The sequence below is a fragment of the Xanthomonas hydrangeae genome (genome assembly GCF_032697525.1).
GTDB classification, from domain to species: Bacteria; Pseudomonadota; Gammaproteobacteria; order Xanthomonadales; family Xanthomonadaceae; genus Xanthomonas; species Xanthomonas hydrangeae.
Map to the genome: position 1 here is coordinate 4,594,396 of NZ_CP103836.1, position 26,130 is coordinate 4,620,525.

The 26,130-nt window shown below is 64.4% G+C and carries 22 protein-coding genes; 15 read left to right on the forward strand and 7 right to left on the reverse strand.

Features of this window, described 5'->3' with window-relative positions; all coding sequences use genetic code 11:
- Positions 1 to 171: 171 nt before the first annotated feature.
- On the reverse strand, positions 172 to 1,290 hold the full coding sequence (locus NYR97_RS19400) for a GNAT family N-acetyltransferase (protein ID WP_316695315.1): 1,119 nt from the start codon (positions 1,288 to 1,290) through the stop codon (positions 172 to 174).
- 57 nt (positions 1,291 to 1,347) lie between these two features.
- Positions 1,348 to 2,316 carry a thioredoxin-disulfide reductase gene (gene trxB / locus NYR97_RS19405; RefSeq protein WP_023903978.1) on the reverse strand — a complete coding sequence of 323 codons (969 nt, stop codon included), beginning with the start codon at positions 2,314 to 2,316 and terminating at the stop codon, positions 1,348 to 1,350.
- A 283-nt stretch (positions 2,317 to 2,599) separates the two neighbouring features.
- Here trxB and NYR97_RS19410 point away from each other — a divergent pair, with 283 nt between their 5' ends.
- The 5 genes from NYR97_RS19410 (at position 2,600) to crcB (ending at position 10,232) form a co-directional block, all read left to right on the forward strand.
- Positions 2,600 to 4,957, forward strand: coding sequence for a DNA translocase FtsK (locus NYR97_RS19410; RefSeq protein WP_205391502.1), 2,358 nt, complete (start codon positions 2,600 to 2,602; stop codon positions 4,955 to 4,957).
- A gap of 446 nt (positions 4,958 to 5,403) precedes the next feature.
- Positions 5,404 to 7,329 (forward strand): DUF3857 domain-containing transglutaminase family protein, encoded by a 1,926-nt coding sequence (locus NYR97_RS19415; protein WP_316695316.1) that lies wholly within the window; start codon positions 5,404 to 5,406, stop codon positions 7,327 to 7,329.
- Between the two features lie 64 nt (positions 7,330 to 7,393).
- The gene (lolA, locus tag NYR97_RS19420) at positions 7,394 to 8,065 is read left to right on the forward strand and encodes an outer membrane lipoprotein periplasmic chaperone LolA (protein ID WP_205391500.1); all 672 of its coding nucleotides are present in this window, start codon (positions 7,394 to 7,396) and stop codon (positions 8,063 to 8,065) included.
- Positions 8,066 to 8,224: 159 nt separating this feature from the next.
- On the forward strand, positions 8,225 to 9,514 hold the full coding sequence (locus NYR97_RS19425; RefSeq protein ID WP_316698368.1) for a replication-associated recombination protein A: 1,290 nt from the start codon (positions 8,225 to 8,227) through the stop codon (positions 9,512 to 9,514).
- A gap of 316 nt (positions 9,515 to 9,830) precedes the next feature.
- Entirely contained in the window at positions 9,831 to 10,232 is a 402-nt protein-coding gene (crcB, locus tag NYR97_RS19430; RefSeq protein WP_316695317.1) for a fluoride efflux transporter CrcB, read from the forward strand.
- Between the two features lie 98 nt (positions 10,233 to 10,330).
- Here the strand turns inward: crcB and NYR97_RS19435 are convergent, their stop codons facing one another.
- From NYR97_RS19435 to NYR97_RS19445, 3 genes are all read right to left on the reverse strand, one after another.
- On the reverse strand, positions 10,331 to 11,536 hold the full coding sequence (locus NYR97_RS19435; protein ID WP_316695318.1) for an acetyl-CoA C-acyltransferase: 1,206 nt from the start codon (positions 11,534 to 11,536) through the stop codon (positions 10,331 to 10,333).
- Between the two features lie 155 nt (positions 11,537 to 11,691).
- Positions 11,692 to 14,064 carry a 3-hydroxyacyl-CoA dehydrogenase/enoyl-CoA hydratase family protein gene (locus NYR97_RS19440; RefSeq protein WP_316695319.1) on the reverse strand — a complete coding sequence of 791 codons (2,373 nt, stop codon included), beginning with the start codon at positions 14,062 to 14,064 and terminating at the stop codon, positions 11,692 to 11,694.
- A gap of 25 nt (positions 14,065 to 14,089) precedes the next feature.
- Positions 14,090 to 14,722 (reverse strand): TetR/AcrR family transcriptional regulator, encoded by a 633-nt coding sequence (locus tag NYR97_RS19445; protein WP_316695320.1) that lies wholly within the window; start codon positions 14,720 to 14,722, stop codon positions 14,090 to 14,092.
- Between the two features lie 219 nt (positions 14,723 to 14,941).
- Between NYR97_RS19445 and ndk the strand changes: the two genes are divergently transcribed.
- From ndk to NYR97_RS19485, 8 genes are all read left to right on the forward strand, one after another.
- Complete coding sequence (gene ndk, locus NYR97_RS19450; protein WP_006448732.1) at positions 14,942 to 15,367, forward strand: nucleoside-diphosphate kinase; 426 nt, start codon at positions 14,942 to 14,944, stop codon at positions 15,365 to 15,367.
- A gap of 18 nt (positions 15,368 to 15,385) precedes the next feature.
- Positions 15,386 to 16,591, forward strand: a complete 1,206-nt coding sequence (gene rlmN / locus NYR97_RS19455) for a dual-specificity RNA methyltransferase RlmN (RefSeq protein WP_425613008.1) — start codon at positions 15,386 to 15,388, stop codon at positions 16,589 to 16,591.
- Positions 16,592 to 16,601: 10 nt separating this feature from the next.
- Positions 16,602 to 17,390 (forward strand): type IV pilus biogenesis/stability protein PilW, encoded by a 789-nt coding sequence (pilW, locus tag NYR97_RS19460; RefSeq protein ID WP_205394850.1) that lies wholly within the window; start codon positions 16,602 to 16,604, stop codon positions 17,388 to 17,390.
- Positions 17,387 to 18,247 carry a RodZ domain-containing protein gene (locus NYR97_RS19465; protein ID WP_316695321.1) on the forward strand — a complete coding sequence of 287 codons (861 nt, stop codon included), beginning with the start codon at positions 17,387 to 17,389 and terminating at the stop codon, positions 18,245 to 18,247. Before pilW ends, NYR97_RS19465 begins: the two co-directional genes overlap by 4 nt.
- A 70-nt stretch (positions 18,248 to 18,317) precedes the next feature.
- Complete coding sequence (locus NYR97_RS19470; RefSeq protein WP_205391493.1) at positions 18,318 to 18,956, forward strand: YfgM family protein; 639 nt, start codon at positions 18,318 to 18,320, stop codon at positions 18,954 to 18,956.
- Positions 18,956 to 20,173, forward strand: coding sequence for an outer membrane protein assembly factor BamB (bamB, locus tag NYR97_RS19475; protein WP_205391492.1), 1,218 nt, complete (start codon positions 18,956 to 18,958; stop codon positions 20,171 to 20,173). Before NYR97_RS19470 ends, bamB begins: the two co-directional genes overlap by 1 nt.
- A gap of 10 nt (positions 20,174 to 20,183) precedes the next feature.
- A complete protein-coding gene (gene der / locus NYR97_RS19480; protein ID WP_006448726.1) occupies positions 20,184 to 21,581 on the forward strand; it encodes a ribosome biogenesis GTPase Der in 1,398 nt (465 codons plus the stop codon).
- A 210-nt stretch (positions 21,582 to 21,791) separates the two neighbouring features.
- Positions 21,792 to 23,012: a molybdopterin molybdotransferase MoeA gene (locus tag NYR97_RS19485; RefSeq protein WP_316695322.1), complete on the forward strand. Its 1,221-nt coding sequence runs from the start codon at positions 21,792 to 21,794 to the stop codon at positions 23,010 to 23,012.
- A gap of 157 nt (positions 23,013 to 23,169) precedes the next feature.
- On the opposite strand, the gene moeB is transcribed toward NYR97_RS19485, so the two are convergent.
- Complete coding sequence (moeB, locus tag NYR97_RS19490) at positions 23,170 to 24,312, reverse strand: molybdopterin-synthase adenylyltransferase MoeB (protein WP_425613084.1); 1,143 nt, start codon at positions 24,310 to 24,312, stop codon at positions 23,170 to 23,172.
- 102 nt (positions 24,313 to 24,414) lie between these two features.
- Between moeB and NYR97_RS19495 the strand changes: the two genes are divergently transcribed.
- The gene (locus NYR97_RS19495) at positions 24,415 to 24,630 is read left to right on the forward strand and encodes a hypothetical protein (RefSeq protein ID WP_316695324.1); all 216 of its coding nucleotides are present in this window, start codon (positions 24,415 to 24,417) and stop codon (positions 24,628 to 24,630) included.
- 194 nt (positions 24,631 to 24,824) lie between these two features.
- Positions 24,825 to 25,796 carry an exodeoxyribonuclease III gene (gene xth, locus NYR97_RS19500; RefSeq protein ID WP_316695325.1) on the forward strand — a complete coding sequence of 324 codons (972 nt, stop codon included), beginning with the start codon at positions 24,825 to 24,827 and terminating at the stop codon, positions 25,794 to 25,796.
- On the opposite strand, the gene NYR97_RS19505 is transcribed toward xth, so the two are convergent.
- The gene (locus tag NYR97_RS19505) at positions 25,789 to 26,064 is read right to left on the reverse strand and encodes a hypothetical protein (protein WP_115038990.1); all 276 of its coding nucleotides are present in this window, start codon (positions 26,062 to 26,064) and stop codon (positions 25,789 to 25,791) included. The two genes, xth and NYR97_RS19505, sit on opposite strands and share 8 nt — an antisense overlap.
- Between the last annotated feature and the right edge of the window lie 66 nt (positions 26,065 to 26,130).

The following is a 26,130-nucleotide window of genomic DNA, read 5'->3' on the forward strand; positions in this document are numbered from 1 at the left end:
ATGCAGTTCGCACTGGGGGCGGCTGTCAATCGGCTGCACTCACCTGACGACATCGTCGTGTGTCGTCAGCGACTCTCAGCCGAAGAGCGCAGCGCGCTTTCGCAGCCATCAGGCACGTATGACGACTGCGTCCGTCGCGACGCGTCAGGCATGCGGGTCAACTGCGTGGCATTAATCACGGAATGGGCTGTGCTCGAACAGCTCACGCGCATGTTGGGCGACAGCCTCGCGCTCATCCGCGCACCATTGCGCCAGCGGTTCGCGAAAGGCAGGGTCGGCGATCCAGTGGCGGCTGCGCACCAGCGTCGGCAAAAAGCCCCGCGCGATCTTGTGTTGGCCCTGAGCGCCCGGTTCGAACCGGCTCAGGCCTTGGTGTAGGCAATATTCGATGCCCTGGTAGTAGCAGGTTTCGAAGTGCAGCCCCGGCAGCGCTTCGCCGCCCCAGTAGCGGCCGTACAAGGTGTCTTGGCCGCGCAGGCACAGCGCGCCGGCAATTGGGTGTCCGTCCAGTTCGGCCAGAAACATCACCAGTTGACGTGGCAGGTGCTGGGCCAGGTGTCGCAGGAATTCCGGCGTCAAAGCCGGCGAGTTGCCGTATTCGTTGAAGGTCTTGAGGTAGAAGCCGTACATCGCGTCCAGATCGGCAGCGCTGGCCTCGTCGCCGTGCACCACGCGCAACTGCACGCCGGCGCGCTGCACCTTGGCGCGCTCCTGGCGGATGTTCTTGCGCCGCTTGTGATCCATCGCTGCCAGGAAACTTTCGAAATCGCTCCAGCCGCTGGCGTTGTGCCAGTGGTATTGCAGGTCGTTGCGCTCCAGCCAGTCGGCATCGAATGCGGCGTCTTCGTCGACCGGGTAGAAATTCACGTGGGCCGACGACAGCCCGCTGCGCTCCACCAGTTCGCGCATCGCCGCGAGCAGCTGCGGCCGCCATTGCGCCGCGCCAAGCAGGCGCGGGCCGGTCACCGGCGAGTAGGGCACGCCGCACAGCCACTTGGGGAAGTACTCCTGCCCGTAGCGCGCATATGCATGTGCCCAGGCGTGATCGAACACGAATTCGCCGTGCGAGTTGTTCTTCAAATATCCCGGCGCAGCGGCGACCAGCGTGTCGCCCTCCCACAACGTCAGGTGCAACGGGTTCCAGCCCCAGTCCGGGCGCAGGCAGCCTTCACGTTCGAGACCTTGCAGGAAGGCGTAGGACACGAAGGGATGGGTGCCGTTGTGCAGCGCATCCCAGGCGCCGGCCGGAAGCTCGTCCAGCCGGCGGCACCAGCGGGCAGTAACGCTCATGCGCACGGCCCGTGGGAAGCGAGGTTGCCCGCAGGGCGCAGCCGGCTGTCAGCCACCTCAGGCGCTCTTGTCGAGATAACGCTCGGCATCCAGCGCTGCCATGCAGCCGAAGCCAGCCGAGGTGATCGCCTGGCGGTAGTGCTGGTCGGCCACGTCGCCGGCAGCGAACACGCCGCTGACCGAGGTCTCGGTGGCCGCGCCGTTCAGGCCGGAGCGGATTTCCAGGTAGCCGTTGTTCATCGCCAGCTGGCCGTCGAACAGCTGGGTGTTGGGATGGTGACCGATGGCGACGAAAAAGCCGTGCGCGACGATCTCGCGAGTGCTGCCGTCGAGGGTGGACTTGACCCGCACCCCGGTGACGCCGGCATCGTTGCCAAGCACTTCGTCGATGGCGTGGTGCCAGACGGTTTCGATCTTGCCGGCGGCAACCTTGGCGAACAGCTTGTCCTGCATGATCTTTTCGGCGCGCAGCGTGTCGCGGCGGTGCACCAGATAGACCTTGCGGGCGATGTTGGACAGGTACAGCGCTTCTTCGACTGCGGTATTGCCGCCGCCGACCACCACCACGTCCTGGTCCTTGTAGAAGAACCCGTCGCAGGTGGCGCAGGCGGACACACCGCGCCCCTTGAAGGCTTCTTCGCTGGGGATGCCCAGGTACTTGGCGGTGGCGCCGGTGGCGATCACCAGCGCATCGCAGGTGTACTCGGCGCCGTCGCCGGTCAGCCGGAACGGGCGCTGCGACAGGTCGGCGGTGTGGATGTGATCGAAGATCACCTCGGTCTCGAAGCGCTCGGCATGCGCCTGCATGCGGCTCATCAGGTCCGGGCCCATCAGGCCATGGGGGTCGCCCGGCCAGTTGTCGACCTCGGTGGTGGTCATCAGCTGGCCGCCCTGCTGCAGGCCGGTGATCACCACCGGCTTGAGGTTGGCGCGCGCGGCATAGACCGCGGCGGTCCAGCCGGCCGGGCCGGAGCCCAGGATCAGCAGGCGGGAATGCTTGGCGGGACTGGCAGATGAGGCGCTCATGTATACTCGCGATCTAGGAAAAGGCAGGGCTGGCGCATGAATTCGCGCCCCTGTGGCGGCATAGAGTGGCGGTCCCCACCCGGTGAATCAAGGCGGCGCGATGGAACTGCATGAACCGCAGATGGCATGGTCCACCCAGTACGCGTAGTCGACGCCGCCTTGTGCGGCGTTTTTCGTTGACCGCCGAGCGACACGGCAGGCAGTGGATGTCCAACAGCTGAAACTGTGGCGTCAGTCGTTTATTATCAATCACTAACAGCATTTTTCTAAGGTCTGGCTACAGGTGGCAAAGCAGGTTCCCGAACGCAGCAAGCCCGCAGAGGGCAAACCGTCCTCGCGCAAGACGGCGGTGGCGGACAATCCGCGTCGGCAAAAGCTCTGGCGCGATCTGGCATTGATCGCGGTGGCGCCGTTGCTGCTGTATCTGCTGGCCAGCCTGTTCACCTATTCGGCGGCCGATCCAGGCTGGTCGCAGACCGGCAGCGTGGTCGCGCCGGTGCATAACATGGGCGGCCGGGTGGGTGCATGGACGGCCGACGTGCTGCTGCAGCTGTTCGGTTATGTGGCGTTCCTGCTGCCGGTGGTGCTGGGCGCGGTGGCCTGGATCGCCTTGTTCGGCATGGACAAGGAAGGGCAGGCCGAGGCCGATCTGGGGCCCGCACTGCGCCTGGTCGGCATGGTCGGTTTCCTGATTTCTTCGACCGGCTTCCTGCACCTGCGCCTGTTCACCGGCGATGTGGCCGGGGCCGGCGGCATCCTGGGGCGGTTGGTCAGCAATTCGCTGAGCGCCGGGTTCGGTGCGCTGGGCGCGAACCTGTTCGTGATGGTGTTGTTGCTGGTGTCGATCACGCTGGCCACGGGGTTGTCGTGGTTTGCGCTGATGGAACGTATCGGTAAGGCGGTGCTGGCGCTGGGGCCGCTGATGCAGCGCAAGACCCATCAGGCCACCGAGTGGCAGCAGACCCGCGTGATGCGCGAAGAGCGCGAGGAAGTGCGCAAGGTCGATGCGGTCAAGCAGGCCAAGCGCGAGCCGGTCAAGATCGAACCGCCGCCGGCACCGGTGGTGGAAAAGAGCGAGCGTGCCAAGCGCGATACCCAGATCCCGATGTTCCAGGGAGTGAGTACCGACGGCTCCGACCTGCCGCCGCTTGCGCTGCTGGACGATCCCAAGCCGCAGGCCAAGGGGTATTCGGAAGAGACGCTGGAAACGCTGTCGCGGCAGATCGAATTCAAGCTCAAGGACTTCCGCATCGAGGCGCAGGTGGTCGGGGCCTATCCGGGTCCGGTGATCACGCGCTTCGAAATCGAGCCGGCGCCGGGCATCAAGGTCAGCCAGATCAGTTCGCTGGACAAGGACATCGCACGCGGGCTGTCGGTCAAGTCGGTGCGCGTGGTGGACGTGATTCCGGGCAAGTCGGTGGTGGGTCTGGAGATCCCCAACGTCACCCGCGAGATGATCTTCCTGTCCGAACTGTTGCGCTCCAAGGAGTACGACAAGTCGCCGAGCCCGCTGACCTTGGCGTTGGGCAAGGACATCGCCGGGCGCCCGACGGTGGCCGATCTGGCGCGCATGCCGCATTTGCTGGTGGCAGGTACCACCGGTTCGGGCAAGTCGGTGGCGGTCAATGCAATGGTGCTGAGCCTGCTGTTCAAGGCCTCGCACAAGGAGCTGCGGATGCTGATGATCGACCCGAAGATGCTCGAACTGAGCGTCTATCAGGGCATCCCGCATTTGCTGGCGCCGGTGGTCACCGACATGAAGGAGGCCGCCAACGGCCTGCGTTGGTGCGTGGCCGAGATGGAACGCCGCTACAAGCTGATGAGCGCGGTGGGCGTGCGCAACCTGGCCGGCTTCAACAAGAAGATCAAGGACGCCATCGACGCCGGCCAGCCGATGATGGACCCGCTGTTCAAGCCGAATCCGGAACTGGGCGAGGCGCCGCGCCCGCTGGAATCGCTGCCGTTCATCGTCATCTTCATCGACGAATTCGCCGACATGATGATGATCGTCGGCAAGAAGGTCGAAGAGCTGATCGCGCGCCTGGCGCAAAAAGCGCGTGCGGCTGGCATCCATCTCATTCTGGCCACGCAGCGGCCGTCGGTGGACGTGATCACCGGCCTGATCAAGGCCAATATCCCGACCCGCGTGGCGTTCCAGGTCAGCTCCAAGATCGACTCGCGCACCATCCTGGATCAGTCCGGCGCCGAGGCGTTGCTGGGCAACGGCGACATGCTGTATCTGCCGCCGGGCACGGCGCTGCCGGACCGCGTGCATGGCGCCTTCGTCAGTGACGAAGAAGTGCATCGTGTGGTCGAGCATCTCAAGGCGAGCGGGCCGGTGTCGTATGTAGAAGGCGTACTGGACGAGGTGCAGACGATGGGCGATGGCACCGTGGTGGGTGCGACCGGCCTGCCGGAGAGCAGCGGCGGCGGCGGCGATGAGTCCGACCCCTTGTACGACGAAGCCCTGCGTATCGTCACCGAGACCAGGCGTGCCTCGATCTCCGGCGTGCAGCGGCGCTTGAAGATCGGCTACAACCGCGCCGCGCGTTTGATCGAAGCGATGGAAGCGGCCGGCGTGGTCAGCCAGCCCGAGCACAATGGCGACCGTACCGTGCTGGCACCGCCGCCGCCCAAGTAATCGGCGGCCGGCAACGCGGCGCGTGTCGGCTTACGCGTGACGCCGCGTTCCGGGCTTAGGGGCGGCTAACATGCCGTGGCGAGAGGCCGCCTGGCGGTGAGCGCAGTTGTGTTGTTGGCCGCATCTTGGTTGATACAGTCAGAAGCCAAGGTCAAAACGCCGAGTCGGTCGAGGGCGCGGTTCCCTCACCGCTCGCGGGACACCCCGCAAGTACGTCCATGTAGGCTCAGTAGCGGCATCCATGCCGCCACATGGTCCTGCAATCGGCGAGGACACCGCACCAGACAGGTTGCTGCTTGGTTTTGTCGGCCGCTCTTATCCGGATTGCGTGCGCATGCCCGCAGACACATGGATGCGGCGATGTTGGATGCCGGTGCCTGACGCTGCCGCGCACACCGGCTACCCTGTTGCACAAGGGCCGCTTCGGCCCGCCGTGATCGAGACCCATGCTGCGTCGTCCTGTGTTGCTGCTTCTGCTGCTGATCTCATTGCCGCTGCTGGCTCAGGCCCAGCAGCAGGCCGCGCCTGCCGCCGCTGCGGCACGCACACAGGCCGACACCAACTACAGTTTCGTGCGCTATCGCGCCGACTACGAAGTACGTGCCGACGCCAGCAGCGTGGAAACCGACGAGTACGAGATCCTGCTGAAGACCAAATCGGCAGTGGAGCAGTTCAGCCAGGTGCGGCTGAGCTACAGCGAGAAGATGGAGACCCTGGAGGTGCTGCAGGCCTACACCGTCACCGCCGAGGGGCTGCGCCAGGACGTGGCGGCCGACAAGATCTACACCCAGGAAAGCTATTCCAGTGCGGCGGCGGCGATGTATGCCGACCGCAAGGTCAAGGTGGTGGTGTTCCCGAATCTGGCGCCGGGCGCGCGCATCGTCTATCGCGTGCGGCGGGCGCAGAACACGCCGTACTTCCCCGGGTATTTCAGCCTTTGGGAGACCTTCAGTGTGTTCGCGCAATACGACGATGCGGTGGTCACGCTGGTGGCGCCGAAGGCGTTGCCGATGCATTTGTCGGTGCGCGGGCTGCAGGGAGGGACCAAGCCGGTGGTGCGCGGCGACCAGGCGCGCTGGGAGTGGCGCTATCAGCGCACCACGCCGATGAAGAACCAGAACTGGAGCGCGGCGACCTGGGAATTCAGCCCCACCTTGATGGCCAGCACCTTCGACAGCTGGTCGCAGATGGGCCTGGCCTACCACGTCAAGGGCGGCCGCGCCGCCGCGGTGACGCCGGCGATCCAGTCGCTGGCCGACGAGGTGACGCGTGGCATCGACGACCCGCGTGCGCAGGCAGCGGCGTTGTATGCCTGGGTCGCGCGCAATATCCGTTATGTGGCGGTGTACCTGGGCAACGGCGGGCTTGAGCCCAATAGCGCCGACAGCATCCTGGCCAACCACTATGGCGACTGCAAGGATCACACCGTGATTCTGGAGGCCTTGCTGGCGGCCAAGGGTATTGCCAGCACGCCGGTATTGATCGGCGCAGAAGGCGGTCCGACGTTGCCGCCGATTCCGGTGCTTGGTCGTTTCAACCATGCGATCACCTATATCCCGGCGTTCGATCTCTACGTGGATTCGACCAACCCCTACGCGCGCTTCGGCCAGCTGCCGGCCGGCGATCTCGGCGCGCCGGTGGTGCATACGCTGGACGGCAAGGTCACGCACACCCCGCCCAACGACCGCAAGGTCAATCGCTACGTCGCGCGCACCGAGTACCGCTTCACCCCGCAAGGCGGCCTGCAAGGCATGACCACGCTGGATAGCGGGCAGACCGGCGAGGTGGGCTTGCGCGCGATGTTCGTGCAACTCAACGCGCAGAACCGCAATCGCATCGAAGAATCGATCATTGCCCAGTCCGGCTTCGACGGCACCGGCGATCTGCTGATTCAGGGCGACCCGCTGGATCTGGATGCCCCGTTCAATTACCGCTACACGTTCCAGGCCAACGATGCGGTGGATTTTTCGGTGGTCGGCGGCATGACCTTGCCCGATATGCCCGGTGCCGAATCGACACGCGGGATCTATACGACCACCTCGGCCGAAGACAATCTGACTCCGTTCTACTGCAACGACAGCGTGCGCGAAGAAACCTATGTGGTGAGCTTCCCGGCGACGGTGCCGATCATCGCGATCCCGCGCAGCAGCACCTTTCGCAATGCCGCCGGCGAGTATGCGGTCGAGTGGACGCGTCAAGGGCAGACGGTAACTGCGGTGCATCGGCTGCAGCGTGCCGCAGTGCGTGGGCCGCAGGCGCTGTGTCAGCCTCAGGATTACCGCGCATTCCGCGAGCTCTACCAGCAGGTGCGGCGCGGGTTTCGCGGGCAGATCGTGTATGGCGATCTGTCCAAGGTGCAGACGGCACAGTGAGAGGGGTCGATTCGTCGCTGCTGCGATCTGAACGTGTCGTGCGATAGCGCTCGCCCATTCATCTATGAAGTATCAAAATCCACGCATTCCCTATTGGAAGACCGCGATGCATCGCCAGCTCCGTTATGCCGTTCTCGCCACCGCCCTGTTCGCCGGCACTGCGTTTGCCGGTGCACGCCAGGAGCTGGATACGTTCACGCGCGGCCTCAAAGGGCTGGACGGGCAGTTCAGCCAGCAGGTCTCCGATGCCAATGGCCGGGTCAAGGAAAGCTCAAGTGGGCGGGTGGCATTGTCGGCGCCGCGCCAGTTCCGTTGGGAGTACGCCAAGCCCTACAAGCAGCTGATCGTTGCCGACGGCAAGAAGGTGTGGGTGTTCGACCCGGACCTGGAGCAGGTCACCGTGCGCGCGCAGGGCAGCGAAGAACAGAACAGCCCGTTGGTCGCCTTGATCGATCCGGCACGCCTGGACAAGCAATACGACGTCAGCGAAGAGGCTGCGCCGCGTGACGGGCTGCAGTGGTTGTCGCTGACGCCCAAGGTGGATACCGAAGCCAGCTTCCAGATGGCCTCGCTGGGATTCGGCAAGGAGGGTCTGGCCAAGATGGAGGTGGTGGACGCAGTCGGCCAGCGCACCGCGATTAGTTTCAGCGGCTGGAAGCGCAATCCGGCCTTCGCTGCGGACACCTTTCGCTACGCCCCGGCCAAAGGCGTAGACGTGGTCGGCGACGCGCAGTAAGCCCTCGTTCGACGCATCCGCACTGACAACGGCCTTCTTCGCAGAAGGCCGTTTGCTTACGCGATACAATGACGCGTGGCACGAACCAAGCTCCCCATCGCTCCCGAAGCCGATCTGCTCAGCGTAGACGGCGAGCATCTGCGCCCGCTGGCCGAGCGCATGCGTCCGCGCACCCTCGACGAGATGGTCGGGCAGAAACGCCTGCTGGCACCCGACAGCGCATTGCGACGCGCGGTGGAATCCGGTCGCGTGCATTCAATGATCCTGTGGGGGCCGCCCGGTTGCGGCAAAACCACCCTGGCGCTGCTGCTGGCGCATTACTCGGATGCCGAATTCAAGGCGATCTCGGCGGTCTTGTCGGGATTGCCGGAAGTGCGCCAGGTATTGGCCGAGGCCGCGCAGCGCTTTGCCAGCGGCCGCCGCACGGTGTTGTTCGTCGATGAGGTGCATCGCTTCAACAAGGCGCAACAGGACGCGTTTTTGCCGCATATCGAGCGCGGCACGATTCTGTTCGTCGGTGCGACCACCGAAAATCCATCCTTCGAATTGAACTCCGCATTACTGTCGCGTTGCCGCGTACATGTGCTGGAAGGGGTCTCGCCGCAGGACATCGTCGAGGCCTTGCAGCGGGCCTTGCATGATCCGGAGCGCGGGCTGGGACAGGAGACCATCCAGGTCAGCGATGCTTCGCTGCTGGAAATCGCCAGCGCCGCCGATGGCGATGTACGCCGCGCACTGACGCTGCTGGAGATCGCCGCAGAACTGGCAGGCGGCGAGGGTGGCCAGATCACTCCGCAGACGCTGCTGCAGGTACTGGCCGACCGCACGCGTCGCTTCGACAAGAACGGCGAGCAGTTCTACGACCAGATCTCGGCGCTGCACAAATCGGTGCGTAGTTCCAATCCCGATGCGGCGCTGTACTGGCTCACGCGCATGCTCGATGGCGGCTGCGACCCGGCGTATCTGGCGCGGCGGCTGACCCGCATGGCGATCGAAGATATCGGCCTGGCCGATCCGCGTGCGCAGAGCATGGCGCTGGAAGCCTGGGACATCTACGAACGCCTGGGCAGCCCGGAGGGCGAGCTGGCGTTCGCGCAACTGGTGCTGTATCTGGCCAGCACCGCCAAGTCCAATGCCGGCTACGCGGCCTTCAATCAGGCCAAGGCCGAAGTACGCGCCACCGGCACCCAAGAGGTGCCGCTGCATCTGCGCAATGCGCCGACCAAGCTGATGAAGACGCTCGGTTACGGGCAGGACTATCAATACGACCACGATGCCGAAGGCGGCATTGCGCTGGATCAGACCGGGTTCCCCGATGCGATGGGCGAACGGGTCTTTTACAACCCGGTGCCGCGCGGGCTGGAGATCAAGCTCAAGGAAAAGCTCGATCGTTTGCGCGCGGCGCGCGAGCAGGCCAGGGCTGAGAAGGCCCGCAAGCCGGCGGGATAAGCAGTGACAACGCTGGATAGCATCGCGCCCTGGAGCTGCACGCCGTCTGGACTAAAGGGATGTGTTTGCCAACCCTGCCGGCACGGCGTTCTGTGCCCGGCGCGTGTTTCTCGACTGGAGGCCAGCGAGAAAACGAATGCGCGGCCACTGAGCGGACGCGGCCGATGCCCGGTACGGCGTCACCACTCGTACAATCCGGCTTGAGCGCGCCGTCGATGACCTGATGCGAGCTCGCCACGTTTTGTTCGCAGCTTTCGGGAATGACAATGCACGACACGCACTTGCAGACGCAGCCAATCCATTGCGGAACGCGCGCATGAACGCACCGGTGTGGTGGCAGCAATTGCTGCTGGCGATGACCGGCGGCGCGCTCGGATCGGGCCTGCGCTTTGCCATTGGCGCGTCCTTGCTGCAGCGCTTCGGTACGGGATTTCCATGGGGCACCCTGACCGTGAACCTGGTCGGTTCGTTCGTCGCCGGTGTGTTGCTGGTGTGGCTGGATGCGCGCGGGCCCTCGAGCTGGCCACTGCGGGCCTTGTTGATCGTGGGCGTGATCGGCGGGCTGACCACGTTCTCGTCGCTGATGATGGAATGCCTGATGTTTGCGCGCACCGATCGCTCCGCGATGATCGGCGTGTATCTGGCAATCACGCTGGTGGCCGGCTTGGCCTTGGTGTTTTTGGGTGCACGCACCGGTCAATGGCTGGTGGCGCGCTGAAAGTAAAAGAGGGCGTGCTTTTGCACACCCTCTCGTTCACTGCATGTCGATGCAGTGCGAGATCGTGACAACGCCCCGATCTCGTGCCAGACAGTGACTTACAGCGCTTCGATGATGCCTGCTGCGCCCATGCCGGTGCCGATGCACATGGTGACCATGCCGTACTTCTGCTGACGACGGCGCAGGCCGTGCACCAGGGTGGCGGCACGGATCGCACCGGTGGCGCCCAGCGGGTGGCCTAGGGCGATGGCGCCGCCGAGCGGGTTGACCTTGGACGGATCCAGTTCGCTGTCGCGGATCACCGCCAACGCCTGGGCGGCGAAGGCTTCGTTGAGCTCGATCCAGTCGATCTGGTCCTTGGTCAGGCCGGCCTGCTTGAGTGCCTTGGGAATCGCCGCGATCGGGCCGATTCCCATCACTTCCGGACGCACGCCGGCCACCGAGAAGCTGACAAAGCGCGCCAGCGGGGTGAGGCCGTAATCCTTGATCGCCTGCTCGGAGGCCAGCAGCACCGCACCGGCGCCGTCGCTCATCTGCGAGGAGTTGCCGGCGGTGACGCTGCCGCCGAACTGGCCGTTACGGAACACCGGGCGCAGCTTGGCAAGGCCTTCGAGCGAGCTGTCCGGGCGCGGGCCTTCGTCGGTATCGACCAGCCGCTTGCGCAGCGCGATGACATTGCCTTGCAGGTCAGGCTGGTGCGAGAGAATTTCGTACGGGGTGATCTCATCGCGGAACTCGCCGGCGGCGATCGCAGCGATGGCTTTTTGATGCGAAGCGAGCGCAAACGCATCCTGATCCTCGCGCGAGACCTTCCATTCCTCGGCGACCTTCTCGGCGGTGATGCCCATGCCGTAGGCGATGGCGACATGGTCGTCGGCGAACACGTTCGGCGACATGGCGACCTTGTTGCCCATCATCGGCACCATCGACATCGACTCGGTACCGCCGGCCAGCATCAGGTCGGCATTGCCCAGGCGGATCTGGTCGGCCGCCATCGCCACGGCCTGGATGCCGGACGAACAGAAACGGTTGATGGTCTGGCCGGCCACGGTGTTGGGCAGGCCGGCCAGCAGCACGCCGATGCGCGCCACGTTCATGCCTTGCTCGCCCTCGGGCATGGCGCAGCCGATGATGGCGTCGTCGATCTGCGACAGATCGATGCCCGGCGCCTGCGCCACCACCGCGCGCAACACGTGCGCGAGCATGTCGTCAGGACGGGTATTGCGGAACACGCCCTTGGGCGCCTTGCCGACCGGGGTACGGGTGGCGGCGACGATGTAGGCTTCTTGAATCTGCTTGCTCATGGCTATCTCCGATAGCCGGGAATCGAGAATGGGGAATCGGGAATCGCAAGTGCGGATTCGCCTGAGTTCACCATCTTCATCACCCGGCAGAATAATGGGGAGAAGCGGGGAGTCGGTTGGGCTTTTACCCATTCCCGATTCCCCACTCCCGATTCTCAGTTCCGCAACGGCTTACCCGTCTTGAGCATGTGCCCAATCCGCGCCTGGGTCTTTTCCTGCTGGGCCAGTTCGACGAAGTGCTTGCGCTCCAGTTTGAGCAACCACTCTTCGTCGACCAGCGCGCCGCGATCGACCTGGCCGCCGCACATCACCGTGGCGATGCGGGTGGCGATTTCATAGTCGTATTCGCTGATGAAGCGGCCTTCCAGCATGTTGACCAGCAGCATCTTGAAGGTGGCGATGCCGACGTCGCCGGCCACCTGGATGCGGCGTGCCGGCAGCGGCGCGCGGTAGCCGCCTTCGGCCAGTGCGCGCGCTTCGGCCTTGGCGATGTGCAGCGCTTCGAAGCTGTTGAACACGATCTTGTCGGTGCCACGCAGCAGGCCCAGTTCCTGGGCATTGACCGCCGAGTTGGAGACCTTTGCCATCGCGATGGTTTCGAAGGTCTTCTTCAGCTCGGCGAACACATCGCCACCCGGGCCGGCGGCAATCGATGCGCGCACGGCGATTTCCTTCAGACCACCACCGGCCGGCAACAGGCCGACGCCGGCCTCGACCAGACCGATATAGCTTTCCAGCGAGGCCACCGTCTTGGCGCTGTGCATCTGGAACTCGCAACCGCCGCCCAACGCCAGCCCGCGCACGGCCGAAATCACCGGCACCTGCGCGTACTTGATGCGCTGGCTGGTGGCCTGGAAATTGGCGACCAGCGCTTCGAACGCATCGACCTTGCCGGCCTGCAGCAGACCCAGTGCGCCGGCCAGATCGGCACCAGCGGAGAAGGGCTCCTTCTGCTGCCAGATCACCAGCCCGGCGAAGTCTTTCTCCGCGCGGCCAACCACTTCCTGCAATCCGTTGAGGACGTGGTCGGAGACGGTATTCATCTTGGTCTTGAAACTGACCACCGCGATGTCGTCGCCGTCATGCCACATGCGCACGCCATCGTTTTCGAACACCGTCTCGCCCGGCGAGAACTGCTCGCCCAGCAGCGGATCGGGGAAGCGCTGACGCTTGTACACCGGCAGCGCCGAACGCGGCAGCTTGGCATCGTGCGCCGGGCTGTAGGAGCCTTCGGCCGCATGCACGCCATCGCGGCCGTCGAACACCCAGTTCGGCAGCGGCGCGCTGCTCATGCTCTTGCCGTTGGAGATGTCTTCGGCGATCCACTGCGCCACCTGCTTCCAGCCGGCAGCCTGCCAGGTCTCGAACGGGCCCAGCGACCAGCCGTAGCCCCAGCGGATCGCCAGATCCACATCGCGCGCGGTCTCGGCGATATCGGCCAGGTGATAGGCGCTGTAGTGGAACAGGTCGCGGAAGCTGGCCCACAGGAACTGCGCCTGCGGGTGCTGGCTCTCGCGCAGCTTGGCGAACTTCTCCGCCGGATTCTTGATCTTGAGGATCTCGATCACTTCCGGTGCGGCAGTGCGATCAGCGGCGCGGTAATCCTGCTTCTGCAGGTCCAGCACCACGATGTCCTTGCCGACCTTGCGGAAGATGCCGGCGCCGACCTTCTGGCCGAGCGCGCCCTTGGCGATCAGCGCGTCCAGCCACTTCGGCGACTTGAAATACTGGTGCCACGGGTCGTCCGGCAGGGTGTCGCCCATGGTCTTGATCACGTGCGCCATGGTGTCCAGGCCGACCACGTCGGAGGTACGGTAGGTCGCCGACTTCGGGCGCCCGACCAGCGGGCCGGTCAGGCCGTCCACTTCATCGAAACCCAGGCCGAATTCCTGCGTGTGATGGATGGTGGCCAGGATCGAGAACACGCCGATGCGGTTGCCGATGAAGTTCGGGGTGTCCTTGGCATACACCACGCCCTTGCCAAGCGTGGTGACCAGGAAGCTTTCCAGCCCTTCCAGCACCGCCTTGTCGGTGCCCTTGGCCGGAATCAGCTCGGCCAGGTGCATGTAGCGCGGCGGGTTGAAGAAGTGCACGCCGCAGAAGCGGTGGCGCAATTGCTCGGGCAGCACGTCGGAGAGCTTGTTGATGCCCAGGCCGGAGGTGTTGGAGGCCAGCACGGCGTGATCGGCAACGAACGGGGCGATCTTCTTGTACAGGTCCTGCTTCCAGTCCATGCGCTCGGCGATCGCCTCGATGATCAGATCGCAATCGCGCAGCTGTTCGAGACCGCTCTCGTAGTTGGCTGGCGTGATCGCCTCGGCCAGGGATTTGCTGGCCAGCGGGGCAGGGCTGAGCTTGCCGAGGTTGGCGATGGCCTTGAGCACGATGCCGTCGGCCGGACCCTCCTTGGCAGGCAGGTCGAACAGCACGGTGTCGACACCGGCGTTGGTGAGGTGCGCGGCGATCTGCGCGCCCATGACGCCGGCACCGAGCACGGCGGCACGACGGACTAGCAACGGATTGGACATAGCAATTAGCCTCTTGGCGGAACGTTTACGGTGTGGAATGAGCGCGGAAACCGGGTTCCGCAAAACGAATCAGTTCGTGCGCGGCACGCGCGCGGTGGTCGGCCTCGCTGACGCCGGTCGGGCGCTTGATGAGGCCGAAATCGGCCATCGCATAGGTGAGCGCACCGGCCAGAAAATCCAGCCGCCAGTACAGCTCTTCCTTGCTCAGGCCCGGCACGCAGGCGGCGATGGCCTTGCCGAATTCGCGCAGCACATGCCCGTAGTGGTCGGACAGGAACTTGCGCAGGTTGTCGTTCTTTTCGGCGTAGGCACGTGCGATCACGCGCACGAACGCGCCGCCGCTCTGGCGGTCCTGCGCCATCGCCAGGGCAGGCTCGACGAAGGCCGCCAGCACCGCGGTGAGTTCGCCCGGATGCGCCCGCTTGGCGGCTTCCAACTGCTGCAGCCGCGCGGTGGTCATCTCGTCCATGCGGCGCCGGAATACCTCGTTGACCAGGTTCTCCTTGGAGCCGAAGTGGTAGTTGACCGCGGCGATATTGACGTCGGCCTGGGTGGTCAGCTGGCGCAGCGAGGTGCCGGCGAAGCCATGCTGTGCGAACAGCTCCTCGGCCGCGCCGAGAATGCGGTCCTTGGTGGAGAAGTGAGCGGGCTTGGGCATGCGCAGGGGTAGAACTCAATCAAACGATTGTTTGAGTCTACGGGCTGGAGATCGCGCCGGTCATGCGGCAATGCAGCACGATTCAGGAGGCGGTGTGCAAAGGTCTTCACTAAGCGATAGAATTGACCATCGCAAAGAAGCCTAAGCCCGCGTTTTGACGCGGGTTTTTTTCATGATAACCTCGGGTCTTAAAGTGGCCCGCCCAACGGAGATCTTCCCATGGCGCTGGAGCGCACCCTGTCCATCATCAAGCCCGATGCCGTCGCCAAGAACGTCATCGGCGAAATTTACAGCCGTTTCGAAAAGGCCGGCCTGAAGATCGTGGCCGCCAAGTACAAGCAGCTGTCGCGTCGCGAAGCCGAAGGCTTCTATGCCGTGCACCGCGAGCGTCCGTTCTTCAATGCGCTGGTCGAGTTCATGATCTCCGGCCCGGTGGTGATCCAGGCGCTGGAAGGCGAGAACGCCGTTGCCGCACACCGTGACCTGCTGGGCGCAACCAATCCCAAGGACGCTGCGCCGGGCACCATCCGCGCCGACTTCGCCGATTCGATCGATGCCAACGCCGCCCACGGCTCGGACTCGGTCGAGAACGCTGCCAACGAAGTCGCGTATTTCTTCGCCGCTACTGAAGTGGTCTCGCGCTGAGGCCGAGAGAGTCGAATCGTGAATGAGGTCGTGATCCCCTCCGTGCTGCAGGACGTCTCTGTCCGTACCCCGGAACTGCGCAAGCAGAACCTGCTCGACCTCGACCGCGAGGGACTGGAGCGCTTCTTCGCCGACACGCTCGGCGAAGCGCGTTACCGTGCCCATCAGGTGATGAAGTGGATTCACCATCGCTACGTCACCGATTTCGACCAGATGACGGACCTCGGCAAGGCGCTGCGTGCGAAGTTGCACCAGCATGCCGAGGTCCTCGTCCCGACCGTCGTGTTCGACAAGCCTTCCACCGACGGCACCCACAAGTGGCTGCTGGCCATGGGCACCGACGGCAAGAATGCGATCGAGACGGTGTATATCCCCGACAAGGGCCGCGGCACGCTGTGCGTGTCCTCCCAGGTCGGCTGCGGCTTGAACTGCACCTTCTGTTCGACCGCCACCCAGGGCTTCAACCGCAACCTCACGACCGCCGAGATCGTTGGGCAGGTGTGGGTGGCGGCGCGCCATCTGGGCAACGTGCCGCACCAGCAGCGTCGTCTCACCAATGTGGTGATGATGGGCATGGGCGAGCCGCTGATGAATTTCGACAACGTCGTGCGTGCGATGAGTGTGATGCGCGACGATCTGGGCTATGGCCTGGCCAGCAAGCGGGTGACGCTGTCGACCTCGGGCCTGGTGCCGATGATCGACCGGCTGTCGACCGAGAGCGATGTCTCGCTGGCGGTCTCGCTGCATGCGGCCAACGACGCGCTGCGCGAAAGCCTGGTGCCATTGAACAAGAAGTACCCGATCGCCGAGCTGATGGAGTCGTGCGCGCGCTATCTGCGCGGCAACAAGAAGCGCGATTCGGTCACCTTTGAATACACCTTGATGAAGGGCATCAACGACCAGCCGGAGCATGCGCGTCAGCTGGCCCGCTTGATGCGCCAGTTCGACAATGCGGTGCAGTCCAAGGATGCCGGCAAGGTCAACCTGATTCCGTTCAACCCGTTCCCGGGTACGCGCTACGAGCGCTCTGGCGAGACGGAGATCCGCGCTTTCCAGAAGATCCTGCTCGATGCGCAAGTGCTGACGATGGTTCGCCGCACGCGTGGCGACGATATCGACGCCGCATGCGGACAGCTCAAGGGGCAGGTGATGGACCGCACCCGTCGCCAGGCAGATTTCCTGCGCACACTGGAAGGCCAGGCCGATCGCGATGCGGCAGCGTGATCTCGCGTTAATGGCGGCCGTGGCGATCGCGCTTGGCGCGGTCGGCTGCGGTGGTCGTAATGCCAAGGCCGGGTCGGTCGAGACCGTGGAAGAAGTCGCACCGGTGTATGCGTTCCGCGACAACACGGCGACCAAGAGCCGCCTGGCAGTGCAGGAAAAACTCGGTCTGGCCAGCAACCGGCTGCAAACCGGTGATTATGCCGCTGCCGAAGAGCAGGTCCGCGCGGCGTTGAAAAAAGATTCGCAGTCGGTGGATGCCATCGGCATGTTGGCGCTGATCCAAGGCGCCAGAGGCGATGTTGCCGGCTCCGGTGCTTCGTATCGTCGCGCGGCAGAACTCGCCCCGCAGCGTGGCGATGTGTTGAACAACTACGGTGCGTGGTTGTGTGCGAATGGTTCGCCGGCCGAATCGCTGATCTGGTTCGACCGTGCATTGACCGACCGCACCTACGCATCTCCTGCTTCGGCGCTGGGGAATGCAGGCGGTTGCGCACTCAAGGCCGGCCAGCCGGAGCGCGCTGTCAGCGATCTGCGCAAAGCACTCGAACTGGATCCGGCTAATCCGTATGCGCTCGAGTCGATGGCGCGTTCCGAAGCGGGACGTCGCAATTATTTCGAAGCCCGCGCATTTGTCGAAAGACGTCTTGCGGCTGCACCAGTCACTGCTTCCGTGTTACAACTCGCCATTCAGATTGAGCAAGGGCTCGGCGACAAGGTAGCCGCCGGCCGTTACCACCAGCGGTTGGTCAAGGAATTCCCTGACGCAGCGACCGCCAACCCCGGGGCCAATGCATTGTGATCAATGATTCCCATCCGAACCCTTTCGAGCAGGAAAAGGGCTGCGGACAGCATTTGCGCGAAGCGCGCGAAGCAGCAGGTCTGAGCGTGGAAGATGTCGCCGGCACGCTGCGCATGCCGGCACACGTGGTGCGTTCGTTGGAGCAGGAAGAGTGGCAGCGTCTGGGCGCGCCGGTCTTCGTGCGCGGTCAGCTGCGCAGTTATGCGCGTCTGCTGCATGTGGACCTGGAGCCGCTGTTGCTGCAGGCGACCATTGCGCCGGTCGAACCGGTCACCTTGGTCAGCCATACGCATACCCCGCGTGCGCGCCGCATTCTGGAGAGCACCGCGCGCAAGGCGATGTATGTCGTCATCACCGGTGTGTTTGCCGTACCGGTCTGGTACGCGACCCGCTCGCATCTGGATGGCAAGGCGCCGAGTACGGTGTCGCTGGACAGCATGCCGGAAGCGGCAAACACCGGCACACCCGCCGCGGGTGCAATGCAGCCGGCCAATGCGCCACGCGAGCAACCTGCGCCGTACATCGCGTCGATGACGCCAGTGCCGCGGGCCACGCCCGACGTGGAGACGCCTGCAGCTGCGGCCGCCAGTGGCGGCAGTTTGTCGTTGAGTTTCAGCGGCGACAGCTGGGTGCAGATCCTGTCGCCTGATGGCAGCGCGGTCGAGAAAGCGCTGGTGCGTGCCGGCGAACGGCGCAGCTATTCGCCGGGGCAGGTGGGTCGCATCGTGCTGGGCAATGCGTCGGCGGTAGAGGTTCAGCAAGGCGGCAGTATCGTCGATCTGAAACCGTTCCAGCGCGCTAACGTGGCCCGTTTTGCGGTATCCTCCGACGGCTCCGTGGTACCTGCTTCCGAGTGAAGCGGACTGCGGTTTTTCATTTTTCCCTATTGATGTTCCGCGCCTCCGGGATGACGGAGCGAGAGTACGCATGGCGATCGACGATCTGCTGGACGAACACGAACAAGGCGAACGCGTTCGTTCCTGGTTGAGAAAAAATGGCGCGGGTCTGGTGGGCGGCGTCGTGGTTGGCCTGGCCCTGATCCTGGGCTGGCAGTGGTGGCAGAAGCACACCAACACCCAATCGGTGGAAGCCAACACCCGTTACGAGGCGGTGGTGAAGTCGATCCAGGGCAAGGACCTGGACAAGGCCGCCAAAGAGATCGTGGCCCTCGACGACGGCAAGGGCGGTGTTTACGCCGAGCTGGCTGCGCTGCGTCTGGCCAAGGCCCAGGTGGATGCCGGCAAGCACGCCGAAGCGATCAAGACATTGCGCGACGTGCCCGCCGAAGGCGAGCTCAAGCAGATCGTGCAACAGCGCCTTGCGCGCGTGCTGACCGAAAGCGGCAAGCCGGACGAAGCGATCAAGCTGCTGGCCGATGCGCAGGACCATACCAGTCTGGAGATCCGCGCCGATGCGCTGGTCGTGCAGGGCAAGCCGGATGAAGCGCGTGCGCTCTACGCCAAGGCCCTGACCACGGTGGATGTGGCCTCGCCGCAGCGCCGTTTGCTGGAAACCAAGCTGATGGATGTGGGCGGCAAAGTGCCCGATCCGGCGGAGCCGATTTGATGAAGCAGGTTGATATGTACAAGCGCATTGCATTGATCGCCCTGATGGGCGTGTCGCTGGCGGGTTGCAGCACGGTCAAGGGCTGGTTTGCCGGGAAGGATGCTGCTGCCAAGAAGGCGCAGGAACCTGCCGAACTGGTCAAGTTCGAGCCCTCGGTCAAGGTGGACAAGCTGTGGTCCACCGGCGTGGGCAAGGGCGAGGGCCATATCGGCGTGCGTCAGCGCCCGGCCGTGGCCGATGGCAAGGTGTACGCCTCGGCGATCACCGGTGGCGTGGAGGCACTGGACCTGCAGACCGGCAAGCGCGTGTGGGAATACAAGCCCAAGAAAGAAGAGCGCAACGATCGCAAGTTCAAGCAGCGTCTGTCCGGTGGCCCCGGCGTTGGCGAAGGCCTGGTGGTGATCGGTACGCTGTCTGGCGACGTGATTGCGTTGAACCAGGCCGATGGCACCGAAAAGTGGCGCGCCAAGGTACCGAACGAGGTCATCGCTGCACCGGCCATCGCGCAGAGTCTGGTGCTGGTGCGCAGCAACGACGGTCGCGTCAGCGCCTTCGATGCGACGACCGGTGAGCGCCGCTGGTTCCATGCCGAGGAAGGCCCGACCTTGTCGGTGCGCGGCAATGCGCCGATCGTGACCGGCCCGGGTGTGGTGTTCGTCGGCAACGACAGCGGCACCTTGAGTGCGCTGGCGCTGCAGGACGGCCGCCCGTTGTGGGAACAGGCCATCGGCGTGCCGGAAGGCCGAACCGAGCTGGAGCGCATGTCCGACGTGGATGGCGCACCGGTACTCGACGGCACCACGCTGTACGCAACCAGCTTCAAGAACGAAACCCTCGCACTGGAAGGCCCGAGCGGCCGTCCGCTGTGGACGCGCGATCACGGCGGCGCCGGTGGCGTTGGCGTGTCGTCCAGCGTGGTGGTGGTGTCTGATAACGCCGGTTCGGTGTGGGGCCTGGACAAGAGCAGTGGAGCGGCGATGTGGTCGCAGGCTGCGCTTGCACGGCGCTCCCTGACCGGTGTTGCCATCCAGGGCGATTACGCCGTGGTTGGCGATTACAAGGGTTATCTGCACTGGCTGAAACTCAGCGATGGTGCACTGGCCGCGCGCGCTCGCGCTGGACGCGACACGCTGCTGGCGCAGCCGATCGTCGTGGATGGCATTTTGTTGGTACAAAACACCGATGGCGATATCACCGCCTTCCGGTTGGCACAATAAGGACTTTGCGATGCTGCCCCTGGTCGCCCTGGTTGGACGGCCCAATGTCGGCAAGTCCACCATTTTCAATGCGCTGACGCGCACCCGTGACGCGCTGGTCCACGACCAGCCCGGCGTCACCCGCGACCGTAACTACGGGGTCTGCCGTCTCGACGAAGAGCGCCCCTTCATCGTCGTCGATACCGGCGGCATCGCCGGCGACGAGGAAGGTCTTGCCGGCGCCACCGCGCGTCAGGCACGTGCCGCTGCCGGCGAAGCCGATCTGGTGCTGTTCGTGGTCGATGGCCGCGAAGGCGCGTCCTCGCTCGACGACGAGATCCTGGCCTGGCTGCGCAAGCTGGCACGCCCGACCGTGCTGGTCATCAACAAGATCGACGGCACCGACGAAGAAACCGTGCGCTCGGAGTTCGCGCGCTACGGGTTCTCCGATGTGGTGGCGCTGTCTGCCGCGCATCGGCAGGGCATCGACGAGTTGCTCGAAGAAGTCGGTGCGCGCTTGCCTGCCGAAGGTGCCGGCGAGCTGCTGGATACCGACCCGGCGCGTGTGCGCATCGCCTTCGTCGGCCGCCCGAATGTGGGCAAGTCGACGCTGGTCAATCGCCTGCTCGGCGAAGAACGCATGATCGCCTCGGAAGTACCGGGCACCACGCGCGATTCGATCGCGGTGGACATGGACCGCGACGGGCGTCAATACCGCTTGATCGATACGGCTGGCCTGCGTCGTCGCGGCAAGGTCGAAGAGGCGGTGGAGAAGTTCAGCGCGTTCAAGACGTTGCAGGCGATCGAACAATGCCAGGTCGCGGTGCTGATGCTCGATGCCGGCGAAGGCGTCACCGATCAGGACGCGACCATTCTTGGCGCGATCTTGGACGCTGGCCGCGCGTTGGTAGTGGCAATCAACAAGTGGGACGGGCAGAGCGACTATCAGCGTGCGCAGGCCGAAGACCTGCTATCGCGCAAGTTGGGCTTTGTCAGCTGGGCCGAGGCGGTGCGGATCTCCGCGTTGCACGGTTCAGGCATGCGCGAGCTGTTTCAGGCGATCCACCGCGCGCATGCCTCGGCGACGCATGAATTCAGCACCAGCGAAGTCAACCAGGCGCTGGAAATCGCCTACGAGACCAATCCGCCGCCGAGCATCCGTGGTCACGTTTCCAAACTGCGTTACGTGCATCCGGGTGGCGCAAATCCGCCCACCTTCATCGTGCATGGCACGCGTCTGAAAGTGTTGCCGGAGTCGTACAAGCGCTATCTGGAAAACTTCTTCCGCAAGCGTTTCAAGCTGGTCGGCACGCCGGTGCGTTTCATCTTCCGCGAAGGCGCCAATCCGTACGAGGGCAAGAAGAACACGCTCACCGAGCGGCAGGTGGCGCGCAAGCGGCGTTTGATGAAGCACGTCAAGGGCAAGTAGGCAGGGCTGCCGCGCCGGGCGTGGCGTGTCATCTTCGACGAGCTGGCATGCGTGGCGTGCTAGCTCCAGCTTGGGTTGAGTAACGCGCCTGGAAGCTGCCGTGTTCGCGCGGTTCGTGCTGGTCGGAGTGCCGGCCACGCCCTCTGACGGGCAGGCGATCGTTCGGGTCGCCGCTCTGAGCCAGCGTGGCGCACTGGTATCCTGCGCGCCATGACCGACTATCCCTCCCGCATTCCGTATGCGCAGGCGCTGCAGATTCTGCAGGCCGTTGCGGTGCAAAACCGCCCGCCCGATGAAAACATCGCCACCTCGCGTGCCGATGGGCGGATTTCCGCTGCCGATCTGATTGCACCGCTGGCACTACCGCCATTTGCCAACAGCGCGATGGACGGCTTCGCGTTGCGACATGCCGATGTCGCTGGCGGCGATGCGTCGTTGCAACTGGTCGGCGAACAATTCGCTGGCGAGCGTTGGACCGGCACGCTCAGCGCAGGCCAATGTCTGCGCATCACCACAGGCGCGCCGCTGCCCGATGGCGCCGACACCGTGATCCCGAAGGAAGATGCAGACGAGCGCGAAGGTGTGGTGCGTTTCCGCACGATGCCTGCGTTGGGCGCGGCGGTGCGTCTGGCCGGCAGCGACGTGCGCCCGGGCGATCTGGTAATCCAGAGCGGGCAGGTGTTGACGCCTGCCCGCATCGGGTTGGCAGCTGCGCTCGGTCTGTCGCGGCTCGCGGTGGCGCCGCGACCGACCATCGCGGTGCTGGCCACCGGCGATGAGTTGGTGGAGCCTGGCATGCCGCTGGGGCCGGGGCAGATCTACAACAGCAATCGCGACATGTTGATGGCGCAGCTACGGGCCCTGGGTTACGCGCCGACGGCATGGCCGACCTTGCCGGATGATCCGCAGCGGATCCGCACCATGCTGGAAGATGCAGCCGCTGCATTCGATGTGGTGATCACCTGCGGCGGTGTCTCGGCCGGGGAAAAAGACTATCTGCCGCAGCTGATCGGCGAACTGGGCCGCATCCACTTCTGGCGCGTGCGCATGCGCCCGGGCATGCCGGCGGTGCTGGGGCAGATCGGCCGCTGTCTGGTGCTGGGTTTGCCGGGCAATCCGGTGTCGGTGCTGGCGACGCTGATCGCCTACGGTGTGCCGCTGCTGGATGGCTTGCAGGGGCGTAGCGAGCCGCGTCCGGTGTGGCATGCAGCGCTGGCAGGCCCGTGGGAAAAACGCCACGAACGCCTGGAGTTTTTGCGCGGCCGCCTGGAGTGCGGCGAGGACGGGCGGTTGACCGCGCTGCCGCATCGCGGCGATGCGTCGCATCTGTTGCGTGGTGCGGCCGACAGCAATGCACTGATCGTGTTGCCGGAGCCGGCACGACGCTTCGAGGCGGGCGAGATCGTGCGGGTGATTCCTTACGCGCTTTGATCGCTCACTGGATCAGTGGCGAACAACACGTGGCGATCGCTCTCACGCGCGTGTGCGGCAAGCGTGTAGGCGGCAGGTCGAAGCGCTGCGGCCGGGCGGTGTGCCATGACCCCGCTCAGGCCTGGCTGACGCTGCGCAGTCGATTTAAGTGCCGCTTTCAGCCGACTGCGCTGCCGCAGAACGCGGCGTAGTCGGCATAGCCGGGGAACGCGGTGCCAGGCGCGCAGACCGGGCAATGCGGATCGGGTGGCAGACGGATTTCGCGAAAGCGCATGGCCAAGGCATCGAAGCTGAGCAGGCGCCCGGTCAGGCTGTCGCCGATGCCCAGCAGCAGCTTGATCGCTTCGCTGGCTTGCAGCAATCCGATGACGCCAGGCAGTACGCCGAGAACGCCGGCGTCGGCGCAGCTGGGGGCAAACTCCGGCGGTGGCGGTTCGGGGAACAGGCAGCGATAGCAGGGCGCATGCCCGCGGTTGCGGCCGGCATCGAACACGCTCAATTGCCCTTCGAACTGCTGCACTGCGCCATAGACCAACGGTTTGCCGAGTTTGACGCAGGCATCGTTGAGCAGATAACGCGCAGGAAAATTGTCCGCACCGTCGATCACCACATCCACGTCCTGCAGCAATGCTTCGACATTGCTGGCGGTGACGCGTGTCTGCAGCGCGTCGACCTGCACGCGTGGGTTGAGTGCGGCGATGCGCTGCGTGGCCGAGGCGACTTTCGCGATACCCACGCTGTCTTCGGTGTGCAGAATCTGGCGCTGCAGATTGCTGCGATCCACCACATCGTCGTCGGCGATGCGCAGATGGCCGACACCGGCAGCGGCAAGATAAAACGCAGCCGGCGAGCCAAGCCCGCCCGCGCCGACCAGCAATGCGCGCGCGCGCGCCAGCCGCTGCTGGCCTTCCAGACCGACCTGCGGCAGGCGTAAATGGCGCGAATAGCGCTCCAGAAAATCCTGTTCGTCCGCCGGCAGCGTGGGGCGCACCAGCGGCAGGCCGTCGTTCGTCCACGCGGCGGTGCCGCCGAGTACCGAAGACACCGCCGTATAGCCGTGCGCACGCAGCACCTCGGCCGTCTGCGCCGAGCGCTTGCCGCTTTGGCAGATCAATACGATCTCGCGCGTGTGTTCGGGCAGATGCCGTGCGGGTGCGGTTTCCAGATCGCTCTGCACGATGGCCAGTGCGCCTTCGGCCTGGCCGCTGGCGCGTTCGTGCAGTTGCCGGATATCGATCAACAAGGCGCCCTGCATGGCACGAGCGCGGGCGTGGGCGGGAGTGATGTCGTGGCTGCTCATGCCGTTATTGTCGCGCAAACCCCGATACGGCGATGTGCTGGCTGGCGGCGTTGGCATCAGGCTCACCGAGGTCGCGGTAGCGTGACGCAAAAGGAGACAGTCATGACACCCGAGATCGATGCGCAACTGAAACACCTCGCCGACGAATTGCCTAATATCCGACGCCAGCACCCGGATGATTTCTGGGATGTCTTCCATGCACGTGCGGAGACGATCACAGCGAAGGCCGATTCGACGGAACAAGCCGCACAGATCGTCAAGCGGATCGACGAGATGCTGGCGGCCCATCAGCTCGGGCCTGCGGATCCTGGAGCTTGACCAAGCGTTTCGCGATGCAAGGCCGACAAAACCGGTTCGGCAGCGCCTGCTGCTTCGGCATTGACTGCTGAGCTAAATGTGCGGCATGGCCGTCACATGGGCGGGGTAAGCGAAGGCTTCACCTCGCTTGAGCATCGGCTTCATGCGGCTGCAGCCATTGTCGTTACCCTACGCAGAGGGCCGCTCGCATTCCCATGTCAGCCACCACACGCAAGATCGCCACCTTCAACGTCAATGGCATCCATAGCCGGCTGCCGCATCTGCTGGAATGGCTGCAGCGCGAGCAACCGGACATCGTCGGGTTGCAGGAGCTGAAAGCCACGCAGGAGGCGTTTCCGGAACAGGCGATCCGTGACGCCGGCTATGGGGTGATCTGGCAGGGCGAGAAGTCGTGGAACGGTGTGGCCCTGCTTGCACGGGGCGCAGACCCGGTGGAGATTCGTCGCGGCCTGCCGTGGGACCCAGGCGATAGGCAAAGCCGCTATCTGGAAGCTGCGATTCATGGCGTGGTGGTGGCCTGTCTGTATCTGCCCAACGGCAATCCGCAGCCGGGGCCGAAGTTCGATTACAAGCTCGCCTGGTTTCAGCGCTTGATCCGCCACGCCAAGACCTTGGTCGAGTTGCCGCATCCGGTGGCCTTGATCGGCGATTTCAACGTGGTGCCGACCGATGCGGATATCTACGACCCCAAGGGCTGGCGCAAGGATGCGTTGCTGCAGCCCGAAAGTCGCCAGGCATATGCAGCGCTGTTGCAGCAAGGCTGGACCGACAGCTTGCTGGCCGTGCATGGCGATACACCCATCTACACGTTCTGGGATTATTTTCGCCAGCACTTTGCGCGTGACCGCGGCTTGCGCATCGATCATCTATTGCTCAATCGCATGTTGGCGCCCGGCTTGCAGGATGCCGGCGTGGACAAGTGGGTGCGCGGCCTGGAGAAGGCAAGCGACCATGCGCCGACCTGGATCATGGTGCGTGTGCCGGATGCAGGTGCAGAGACGGTGGCTGCGCCCAAGCCACGCAAGCGTGCGGCTGTGAAAAAAAAGACGCCTGCGCGCAAGACGGACAACAAGGCCGCATCGAAGGCAGCCGCGAAAACGACCGCAGCAAAAAAACCGCCGCCCCGCACTACCAAGCCGCGCAAGGCAGCCAAGCGCGTCAGCTGATGCCACGCAGCTGGCGATGCTTGATCCGTTGCAGCACATAGCCGGTGATGGCGGTCAGCAGGATCAGTGCATTGCTGACGATAAATACCGCATTGCCGACCAGATAGCTGTAAACGATAAACAACACCGAGGCGCTGATCTGACCGACAAACAACCAGCGTGAGACACCCTGTGCCGCAGGCGACTGCCATTGCTTGTAAATCTGGCGTATCAAGGTGGCGATCAGAATGGCGCTGGCGAGCCAGCCAACAAGGTCGACGAATTGCATGGTGTGCAAAGATGAAAAAACTACCTGCAAGTGTGCGGCGCTGCGTGTTGACAATGCGTTCGAGCA

What these genes read in the sequence shown, in the direction of transcription:
- der (WP_006448726.1), top strand. Translation starts at nt 20,184, where the DNA reads ATGCTGCCCCTGGTCGCCCTGGTTGGACGGCCCAATGTCGGCAAGTCC.
- NYR97_RS19425 (WP_316698368.1), top strand. Translation starts at nt 8,225, where the DNA reads ATGCGTCCGCGCACCCTCGACGAGATGGTCGGGCAGAAACGCCTGCTG.
- NYR97_RS19415 (WP_316695316.1), top strand. Translation starts at nt 5,404, where the DNA reads ATGCTGCGTCGTCCTGTGTTGCTGCTTCTGCTGCTGATCTCATTGCCG.
- NYR97_RS19505 (WP_115038990.1), bottom strand. Translation starts at nt 26,064, where the DNA reads ATGCAATTCGTCGACCTTGTTGGCTGGCTCGCCAGCGCCATTCTGATC.
- pilW (WP_205394850.1), top strand. Translation starts at nt 16,602, where the DNA reads ATGGCGGCCGTGGCGATCGCGCTTGGCGCGGTCGGCTGCGGTGGTCGT.
- NYR97_RS19435 (WP_316695318.1), bottom strand. Translation starts at nt 11,536, where the DNA reads ATGAGCAAGCAGATTCAAGAAGCCTACATCGTCGCCGCCACCCGTACC.
- crcB (WP_316695317.1), top strand. Translation starts at nt 9,831, where the DNA reads ATGAACGCACCGGTGTGGTGGCAGCAATTGCTGCTGGCGATGACCGGC.
- NYR97_RS19485 (WP_316695322.1), top strand. Translation starts at nt 21,792, where the DNA reads ATGACCGACTATCCCTCCCGCATTCCGTATGCGCAGGCGCTGCAGATT.
- bamB (WP_205391492.1), top strand. Translation starts at nt 18,956, where the DNA reads ATGAAGCAGGTTGATATGTACAAGCGCATTGCATTGATCGCCCTGATG.
- NYR97_RS19440 (WP_316695319.1), bottom strand. Translation starts at nt 14,064, where the DNA reads ATGTCCAATCCGTTGCTAGTCCGTCGTGCCGCCGTGCTCGGTGCCGGC.
- NYR97_RS19445 (WP_316695320.1), bottom strand. Translation starts at nt 14,722, where the DNA reads ATGCCCAAGCCCGCTCACTTCTCCACCAAGGACCGCATTCTCGGCGCG.
- NYR97_RS19495 (WP_316695324.1), top strand. Translation starts at nt 24,415, where the DNA reads ATGACACCCGAGATCGATGCGCAACTGAAACACCTCGCCGACGAATTG.
- lolA (WP_205391500.1), top strand. Translation starts at nt 7,394, where the DNA reads ATGAAGTATCAAAATCCACGCATTCCCTATTGGAAGACCGCGATGCAT.
- ndk (WP_006448732.1), top strand. Translation starts at nt 14,942, where the DNA reads ATGGCGCTGGAGCGCACCCTGTCCATCATCAAGCCCGATGCCGTCGCC.
- NYR97_RS19470 (WP_205391493.1), top strand. Translation starts at nt 18,318, where the DNA reads ATGGCGATCGACGATCTGCTGGACGAACACGAACAAGGCGAACGCGTT.
- xth (WP_316695325.1), top strand. Translation starts at nt 24,825, where the DNA reads ATGTCAGCCACCACACGCAAGATCGCCACCTTCAACGTCAATGGCATC.
- NYR97_RS19400 (WP_316695315.1), bottom strand. Translation starts at nt 1,290, where the DNA reads ATGAGCGTTACTGCCCGCTGGTGCCGCCGGCTGGACGAGCTTCCGGCC.
- moeB (WP_425613084.1), bottom strand. Translation starts at nt 24,312, where the DNA reads ATGAGCAGCCACGACATCACTCCCGCCCACGCCCGCGCTCGTGCCATG.
- trxB (WP_023903978.1), bottom strand. Translation starts at nt 2,316, where the DNA reads ATGAGCGCCTCATCTGCCAGTCCCGCCAAGCATTCCCGCCTGCTGATC.